The 8,008-nt window shown below is 72.0% G+C and carries 10 protein-coding genes; 7 read left to right on the forward strand and 3 right to left on the reverse strand.

Annotation, left to right across the window (positions count from 1 at the left end):
• Positions 1-14: 14 nt before the first annotated feature.
• A complete protein-coding gene (locus tag DEJ17_RS13060) occupies positions 15-602 on the forward strand; it encodes a TetR/AcrR family transcriptional regulator (RefSeq protein WP_110894507.1) in 588 nt (195 codons plus the stop codon).
• Positions 603-907: 305 nt separating this feature from the next.
• Here DEJ17_RS13060 and DEJ17_RS13065 read toward each other — a convergent pair whose 3' ends face one another.
• Positions 908-1,666 (reverse strand): SDR family NAD(P)-dependent oxidoreductase, encoded by a 759-nt coding sequence (locus tag DEJ17_RS13065; RefSeq protein ID WP_110894509.1) that lies wholly within the window; start codon positions 1,664-1,666, stop codon positions 908-910.
• A gap of 68 nt (positions 1,667-1,734) precedes the next feature.
• On the opposite strand from DEJ17_RS13065, the gene DEJ17_RS13070 reads away from it, so the two are divergent.
• Positions 1,735-2,313, forward strand: a complete 579-nt coding sequence (locus DEJ17_RS13070) for a TetR family transcriptional regulator (protein ID WP_110894511.1) — start codon at positions 1,735-1,737, stop codon at positions 2,311-2,313.
• Positions 2,314-2,361: 48 nt separating this feature from the next.
• Entirely contained in the window at positions 2,362-2,772 is a 411-nt protein-coding gene (locus tag DEJ17_RS13075; protein ID WP_110894514.1) for a VOC family protein, read from the forward strand.
• 19 nt (positions 2,773-2,791) lie between these two features.
• Here DEJ17_RS13075 and DEJ17_RS13080 read toward each other — a convergent pair whose 3' ends face one another.
• A complete protein-coding gene (locus tag DEJ17_RS13080) occupies positions 2,792-3,061 on the reverse strand; it encodes a hypothetical protein (RefSeq protein WP_110894515.1) in 270 nt (89 codons plus the stop codon).
• A gap of 94 nt (positions 3,062-3,155) precedes the next feature.
• Between DEJ17_RS13080 and DEJ17_RS13085 the strand changes: the two genes are divergently transcribed.
• Positions 3,156-4,031, forward strand: a complete 876-nt coding sequence (locus DEJ17_RS13085) for a DUF808 domain-containing protein (protein ID WP_110894548.1) — start codon at positions 3,156-3,158, stop codon at positions 4,029-4,031.
• 306 nt (positions 4,032-4,337) lie between these two features.
• Here the strand turns inward: DEJ17_RS13085 and DEJ17_RS13090 are convergent, their stop codons facing one another.
• Positions 4,338-5,219 (reverse strand): SDR family oxidoreductase, encoded by an 882-nt coding sequence (locus DEJ17_RS13090; RefSeq protein ID WP_110894517.1) that lies wholly within the window; start codon positions 5,217-5,219, stop codon positions 4,338-4,340.
• 86 nt (positions 5,220-5,305) lie between these two features.
• Between DEJ17_RS13090 and DEJ17_RS13095 the strand changes: the two genes are divergently transcribed.
• The 3 genes from DEJ17_RS13095 (at position 5,306) to DEJ17_RS13105 (ending at position 7,826) form a co-directional block, all read left to right on the forward strand.
• The gene (locus DEJ17_RS13095) at positions 5,306-5,884 is read left to right on the forward strand and encodes a TetR/AcrR family transcriptional regulator (protein ID WP_110894519.1); all 579 of its coding nucleotides are present in this window, start codon (positions 5,306-5,308) and stop codon (positions 5,882-5,884) included.
• Positions 5,885-5,932: 48 nt separating this feature from the next.
• Positions 5,933-6,367 (forward strand): VOC family protein, encoded by a 435-nt coding sequence (locus DEJ17_RS13100; protein ID WP_110894521.1) that lies wholly within the window; start codon positions 5,933-5,935, stop codon positions 6,365-6,367.
• Between the two features lie 61 nt (positions 6,368-6,428).
• Entirely contained in the window at positions 6,429-7,826 is a 1,398-nt protein-coding gene (locus DEJ17_RS13105) for an FAD-binding oxidoreductase (protein ID WP_110894523.1), read from the forward strand.
• The last annotated feature ends 182 nt before the right edge of the window (positions 7,827-8,008 follow it).

Consider the following 8,008-nt stretch of genomic DNA (forward strand, 5'->3'; position numbering starts at 1 on the left):
CAGCAGGAGTCCACGTGATCACCACCCCGGCAGCGGCGACGGCAACGGAGCCGTGCACGCTGCGTGAACGGAAGAAGCAGCAGACCCGGCAGGCCCTGCACGACGCAGCGCTGACCCTCGTGTCCGCGCACGGGCTCGACGGCGTCACGGTCGAACAGATCTGCACCGACGCCGACGTCTCCCCCCGCACCTTCTTCAACTACTTCTCGTCGAAGGCGCACGCCGCACTCGGGCTCGACTCGGTCGAGGTCCCGGAGCGCTCCGCCGCCTGGTTCGCCGAGGCCGACGGCGCCCTGGTCGACGACCTGTGCACCCTGGTCGCGGCCACCGTCCCGCTCTCGCAGGACCGCCGGCGCATGAAGGAGCTGCTCGTGCTGCGGCCGGAAATGTCCTCGATGGTGATGCAGTGGATGGCCCAGTCGCGCCAGTCCCTGCTCAGCGTCGTCGGTACCCGGACCGACGCGCAGACCGCCCGGACCGCCGTGACCCTGGTGATGTCGGCGCTCAGCGAGGTCGCACACCGCGAGACCGTGCAGAGCAACGACGAGCTCGCGGATCGGCTCCGTGCCGTGGTGCGCGAGATGGCCGCGCTCGTCTCCTGAGGCGGGCCCGACGGCCGGCCGGCAGGGTCACCCTGTCGAATCGGGCGTACCTGGCAAGAAGTTCCTGCCCGGTACGCCCGATTCCGCTTTCCAGTGCACCCGTTCTGGGAAGGAACGTCGCGCCGTGCGCGTGCCCCGGTACCGGACGGGAGGCCCGTGGCGGTGTCGCCACGGGCCTCCCGTCCGTCAGGTGTCCGGGTGGCGAACACGCCGTCGTGTCTGCCCGACGCCGCGAAGTCGTCGAGACGCCCCCGTTCCCGGAGGCGTCTCGACGTGACGACGGCGTCTCGTGCCGCAGCAACGGGTCAGACGACGGACCAGCCACCGTCGCTCGGCAGCACCGCACCGTTGACGTTCGCCGAGTCGTCGCTCAGCAGCCAGGTGATGGCGGCGGCGAGCTGCTCGGGCTGGGCGACCGGCGGGATGGTGGTCTGCATGATCGGACCGACCCGGCGGGCCGCGTACTCGCTGCGCATCGGTGCCTCGATGTTCGTCGCGACCGCACCCGGCGCGACGGCGTTCGCCCGGATGCCCTGCGGCCCGTGGAAGAACGCGACGCTCTTGGTGTACCCGGCGATGGCGTGCTTCGACGAGGTGTAGGCAGCACCGGCGGCCGAGGCCTTCAGCGCCGCCTCGGACGCGACGTTCACGACCGAGCCCTTGCCTGCGGCGATCATGAGCGGCAGCACCGCACGCGTCAGGCGCATCGGGCCGGTGACGTTGACGCTGAAGACACGCTCCCACGTGGCGTCGTCGACCTCGTCCGGCGGCAGGAACGCGTCCATGATGCCGGCCACGTTGGCGAGCCCGTCCAACCGGTCGCCGGCGGCGGCGATGAGTGCGTCGATGGTCTCGCTCGCGGCGACGTCGCCGACGACGGTCTCCACGGCGAAGCCCTCGAGCTCCGAGCGGAGTGCGTCGAGTCGCTCGCCCACGACGTCGGTCGCGATGACGCGCCCGCCCTCGTTCGCGATGCGCGTCGCCGTGGCGCGTCCGATGCCGGAACCCGCTCCGGTGACGATGATGGTCCTGCCGGTGAACCGTCCGGCGGTGGTGTCGGTCATGTCGTCTCCTCGATGAGAGGCGCTCGCTGCGCCACACCGGTTATAGCACTCAGTGCCGAAAGGTCTCCATGAGCTTGACGAACGACCGTCCGACGGGGCGCCCGCGCACCATCGACCCGGACGCCGTGTCCCTCGTCGCGCTCCGGCTGTTCGACGAGCAGGGCTTCGACGCGGTGTCGATGGACGACGTCGCCGCGGTGGCCGGGGTGAGCCGTCGGTCGCTCTTCCGGCTGTTCCCGAGCAAGGCGGCGCTGGTGTGGGGCGGTCTCGACGAGTTCGCCGCACGGTTCCGCGAAGCCCTGCGGTCCCGGCCTGCTGACGAACCCTCGGCGGTGGCGCTCCGGGCGGCGTACCGGATCGGAGCGACGTTCCCGGACGACGCGGTCGAGGTCACCCGACACCGACTCCGGGTCATCCGCGCGAACCCGTCGCTCGAGCACGTCGGCGCCGCCACGGTCACGGCCCTGACCGACGAGATCCTGCGGTACGTGGCCGAGCGGGACGGGGTCACCGCCGACGATCTCGCCGCCGCCGTGCGCGCCCACACGCTGGCCGCCGCCGCGAGCGCCGCACTCACCTGGTGGGCCCTGCACGGCGACGGACGGCCGGAGGACGTCGTGGAGCGCGCACTGGCGCTGCTCGACTGACGAGCCCCGGGGTTCCCCCACTCCGCACGCCGGAGTACCTTGCCGGGCATGCACGCAACCGGACCCGCGCCGTACTTCCAGTTCGCCGGCACCGCCAGGCAGGCCCTCGAGCACTGGCAGCGGGTGTTCGGTGGCGAGGTGCAGATCGCGACCTACGCGGACTTCTCCCGCGCGGACGGCCCCGCCGACGCCGTCGCCCACGGCCAGCTCACCGGCGAACTGCAGCTGTTCGCGGCGGACGCGAGCGAGAGCGACACCCCGTTCTCGGCGACGGGGCTGCTCTTCTCACTGCTCGGCGCCTCGGAACCGGACGTCCTGCGTCGGTGGTTCGACCAGCTCGCCGAGGGCGGCACGGTCGTCGACCCGCTGCAGCAGCGCCCGTGGGGCGACTGGGACGGCACCGTCAGGGACGCGTTCGGGGTCACCTGGTTGATCGGGTTCGAGGACTCGGCGCGCTGAGTCCCGCGCGCCGCAGCGCCTACTGCTGGTCGGACGGCAGCAGCGGCGCCCAGAAGGCGTCGGGACCGTCGGCCTGCACGGCGTCGCGCTCGAACCGGAACCCGTAGTCGCGCACGAAGTCGAGGGCCGCGGCCTGCTCGTCCTCGGCATCGTCGTGGTCCGCGTCGAACAGGTACACGCCGTGCCCCATCGCGACGCCGGCGTCGCTGATCACGGACAGGTCCCAGCGCCCCTGCTCGGCACGCTCGATCCGGACGACGGCGGCCTGGGATGCGGTGAAGTCAGCCATGCCGCGAGCCTACGGACGCCCGCGGGCGGGCGTTCAGGATGCTCCGCGGCCACTACGCTGTGCACGGTCACAGGTCAGACGAGTGGAGAACGAATTGTCAGTCGGATTGCTCGCCGTGGTGGACGACATCCTCTCCGCAGCCCTCAAGGCCAGCGCGAAGACCGCCGGGGTCGTCATCGACGACGCCGCCGTCACGCCCCAGTACGTCCAGGGCCTCGAGCCCGCTCGTGAACTCCCGGTCGTCGGGCGCATCGCCCTCGGCAGCCTGTTCAACAAGTTCATCATCATCATCCCGCTGGCGTTGCTCCTCACGGCCTTCGCCCCCGGGGTGCTGCCGTGGCTGCTGCTACTCGGCGGGACGTACCTGTGCTTCGAGGGCGCCGAGAAGGTCACCGAGTGGTTCGGTGTCCACCACGAGGGCGGGTCCGACGAGACCGTCACCGAACCGAAGCTCGTCTTCGGCGCCATCCGCACCGACCTCATCCTGAGCACCGAGATCATGCTCATCGCGCTGGCCGGCCTCGACCCCGACCTGGGGCTCTGGCCGACACTCGGCGCCCTGATCGTGATCGGTCTGGTCATGACGGCCGTCGTCTACGGCGCCGTGGCACTGCTCGTGAAGGTCGACGACATCGGCCTGCAGATGATGAAGAACTCCGTCCGCCGCACCCGCCGGCTCGGTGCCCGCATCGTGCGCGCGATGCCGATGGTCTTCCGCGTCATCAGCGTGATCGGCACGGTCGCGATGCTCTGGGTCGGTGGACACCTGGTCATCGCGAACCTCGCCGAGACCGTCTGGCACGGGCCGTACGACCTGCTGCACGTGATCGAGCACGCGCTCGAGGCCGCAGGCCCCGTGATCGTCTGGGTCGCCGACACGGCCGTGTCGGCCGTGGCCGGCCTCGTGCTGGGCATGGTCGTCGTCCGCATCGTGCTGGGCATCGGCCGCCTGCGCGGCAAGCAGCACTGACGCGGCTGCACGGCGCACCGTGCGCTCAACGCCGACCGGTGCGCGCCTGATCGCCCCGTGACGCGCCACAGGCGCGCATCACGCCGCCAATTCCGCACCGCATCGCGCACGCCGCACCGTGCACTGGAAGCGCCCACCGCACAGCCTGGAGGCCCGGGGCGGCCCGGCACCGCGCCTCCCGTCCGGCGCACCATGCGCCCAACGCCGACCGGTGCGAGCCTGACCGCCCCGTGACGCGCCACAGGCGCGCACCACGCCACCAACGCCGCACCGCATTGCGCACGCCGCACCGTGCACGCTCAGCGCTCAGCGCTGCACGTTCTCCAGGTCCTCGAGCAGGCTCGGGTGCGTCGGGACCCAGCCGAGCGCTTCGCGCGTGTGGGTACTCGACGCCGGCTGATCCATCGCGAAGATCGGTGCGAACGCCCCGAACGTCTCGTCGGCCACCCGTTCCACGGGCAGGCCGAGCCGGCGCCCGATGACCTCGGCCAGGTCGCGGACCCGGTCCCCCTCGTCGGCGACCGCGTGCCAGACGGTCCCTGCCGGAGCACCTTCGAGCGCGAGCCGGAACAGCACCGCGGCGTCCGCGGCGTGCACGGCGGGCCACCGCTGCTCGCCGTCACCGGGGTAGCCCGAGACCCCCGCCTGTCTGGCCGTCTCCGTCAGGATGCCGGCGAACCCGCCCGTGCCGTCTGCGTGCACGGTGCGCGGCAGCCGGATCGCCGAGACCCGGACACCCTGTGCCGCCAGGTCGAGGGCGGCGAGGACCGAGCGGGCACGACCCGCCACCGGCCCCTCGAGCGGGAGCGGATCGGTCTCGACGGATGCCCTGCCGGGCTCCCAGGGCGTGCCGGAGACGACGACGAACGGGCGGTCGGTGCCCACCAGGGCTTCGCCGAGTGCGGCCATCGCCGCGCCCTCTTCCGCGATGCCGCGCTCGAGTGCCTCAGCCGAGCTGAAGTCGTTCGAGAACGCGAGGCTGATGACACCGTCGGCAGCGCGGGCACCGTCACGAAGCACGTGGAGGTCGGTGAGCGCGCCGCGAGCCGGGGTCGCCCCGGCGGCGACGAGGGCGGCGGCGGAACGGTCCGACCGCGCCAGGGCCGTGACGACGTGCCCGGCGGTGATGAGTTCGGTGACGACTGCGGTGCCGATGGTGCCGGTGCCGCCGGTGACGAAGACGTGCATGTGGTGCTCCTCAGAAGTGATGGGACCTTTGTGCCGTCACCCTACACCCGCGATGGGACAATTGTCCCATCGCGTATGATCGTCTCATGGTGCGATGGCAACCCGGGGCCCGGGAACGACTGGTCCTGGCCGCGGTCGACCTGTTCTCCGAGCAGGGCTACGACGAGACGACCGTCGCGCAGATCACCGAACGGGCCGGGGTCACGAAGAGCACCTTCTTCCGGCACTTCCCGGACAAGCGCGAACTGCTCGTCGCCGGGCAGGAGACCCTGAGCCGACTGCTCGCCGAAGGGATCACCGACGCACCGGTCGCCGCCACCCCGCTCGACGCCGTCGCCGCCGGACTGGAACGGGCGTCGGACGAGATGGGGCCGCTCAACCGCGAGCTCGGGCCACGCCTGCGAGCGGCCGTCGCCGCCAGCGCCGAGCTGCAGGAGCGCGACGCCCTGAAGAGCGTCGGGATGGCCGCCGCCATGACCGACGCCCTGGTCGGCCGGGGCGTCCCCGACGCGCCCGCTCGGCTGGCCGCCGAGATGGGCGTCCTGGCGTTCAAGCAGGGCTTCGAGCGGTGGTCCGGTGTGGGGCGCGCCGACGACGACCGGTTGGCCGACCACGCCGCGGCCGCGCTCGCCGAACTGCGAGCGGCGGCGGCCCAGCTCGGCTGAGCGGACGCGAGGCGGACGCCGGTCGCGCATCGACGTATCCTCGGCGCCATGGCAACGGTGCGACAGGTCCAGGTGACGTTCGACTGCGCCGAGCCGGAGCGTGTCGCCCGGTTCTGGTGCGAGGTCCTCGGCTACGTGGTGCCACCGCCCCCACCGGGGTTCGCCGACTGGGACGCGTTCGACCGGTCGCTGCCGCCGGAGCACCAGGGCTCGGCCTTCGCGTGCGTCGACCCGACCGGCGCCGGGCCGCGGCTGTTCTTCCAGCGCGTCCCCGAGGGCAAGACGGTGAAGAACCGGGTGCACCTGGACGTCCGGGTCGGCACCGGGATGGTCGGCGCCGAACGGCTCGCGGCCCTCGACGCCGAGAGCGCCCGACTGGTCGGACTCGGCGCCACCCAGGTCCGCCGCATGACCGCGGACCAGGTCAACGAGTCGTGCATCGTCATGCAGGACGTCGAGGGCAACGAGTTCTGCCTGGACTGACCGGCGTATCGTCGACGGACCCGAACCGCACCGCCGCGCCACGGAAGGGCCCCCACCCCGAATGACCGTCACCACCGCATCCGACACCGCAGCCGACGCCACCGCCCTCGAACACCTGCTGGGGTCAGACCAGGTCCTCCGCGACCCGGAGTCCCTCGAGCGCTACCGCCACGACGACGCCGAGTGGGCCGACTCCACGGCACCGCTCGCCGTGGTCCTCGCACGCAGCACCGACGACGTCGTCACCGCCGTCCGCTGGGCAGCCGCCGCCGGTCTCCGGGTCGTCCCCCGCGGTGCCGGCACCGGTCTGTCCGGCGGCGCCAACGCGATGGCCGACTCGATCGTCGTGTCGCTCGAGCGGATGAACCGGGTGCTCGAGGTGAACACCGACGAGCGCTACGCGGTCACCGAACCCGGCGTCATCAACGACGCACTCCGCGCCGCGGTCGCCGAGCACGGCCTCTGGTACCCGCCGGACCCGGCGAGCTCGGCCATCTCGACGATCGGCGGCAACGTCGCGACGAACGCCGGCGGCATCTGCTGCGTCAAGTACGGGGTCACCCGCGACTACGTGCTCGGCATGACCGTCGTGCTGGCCGACGGATCGGTGGTCGAGCTCGGTCGCCGGACGGCGAAGGGCGTCGCCGGGTACGACCTCACCGGGCTGATGGTCGGTTCCGAGGGCACGCTCGGCATCGTCGTGTCGGTCACCGTGAAGCTGCTCCCCCTGGCCGGCCGTGACGAGCGGGCGGTGATCGGATACTTCCCCTCGCTGACCGCAGCGGGCGACGCCGTGGCCGCGATCTCGCGCGCGGGCATCATCCCCGCGGCACTCGAGATCGTCGACCGCACCTGCCTGCGAGCCGTCGACGCCTGGATGCACCTCGGGCTGCCGGCGGACGTCGACACCCTGCTGCTCGCACGGGTCGACGAGCGCGGTGCGGCCGGCGACGGGATCGCCGACCACGTCGCCGACGTCTTCGCGCGGGCCGGCGGCACGGACGTCGAGCGGGCCACCGATCCCCAGGACATCGACCGACTGTTCCAGGCCCGCCGACTCGCCTACCCGGCACTCGAACGGCTCGGTCCGGTGCTGACCGAGGACATCTGCGTGCCGCGGAGCGCGGTGCCCGAGATGCTCCGGCGCATCCAGGTGACCGCGGACGCGCAGGACGTCACGATCGCCAACATCGCGCACGCCGGCGACGGCAACCTGCACCCGCTGATCATCGCGCCCGAGGGTGACGACGCCGCGAAGGCCCGGGCGAAGACCGCGTTCGACCAGATCGTCGCGGACTGCCTGACGCTCGGTGGGACCGTGACGGGTGAGCACGGCGTCGGCCTGCTGAAGCTGCCGGGTCTGCGGGTCGAGCTCGGCGACCGCGTGCTCGCGATGCACCGATCCGTCAAGGACGCGCTCGACCCGGCGGGGACCCTGAACCCTGGCAAGGCGTTCTGACCCGAGCGGACGGGCGAGTGCTTGCGGGCGTGACCGCTGTCCGGATGTGCGAAGGTCACAGAGCGGTAACGACGGCAGATCGGTCCAAACCCTTCGCCGCAGGGTGCCGAATCACCTGCAACGACCGGGAAACACCCGGAGCGCTCACCAGCCGCACATCGCTGGTTCTCCACCCCATCCGA

The sequence above is a fragment of the Curtobacterium sp. MCSS17_011 genome (genome assembly GCF_003224275.1).
GTDB lineage: Bacteria > Actinomycetota > Actinomycetes > Actinomycetales > Microbacteriaceae > Curtobacterium.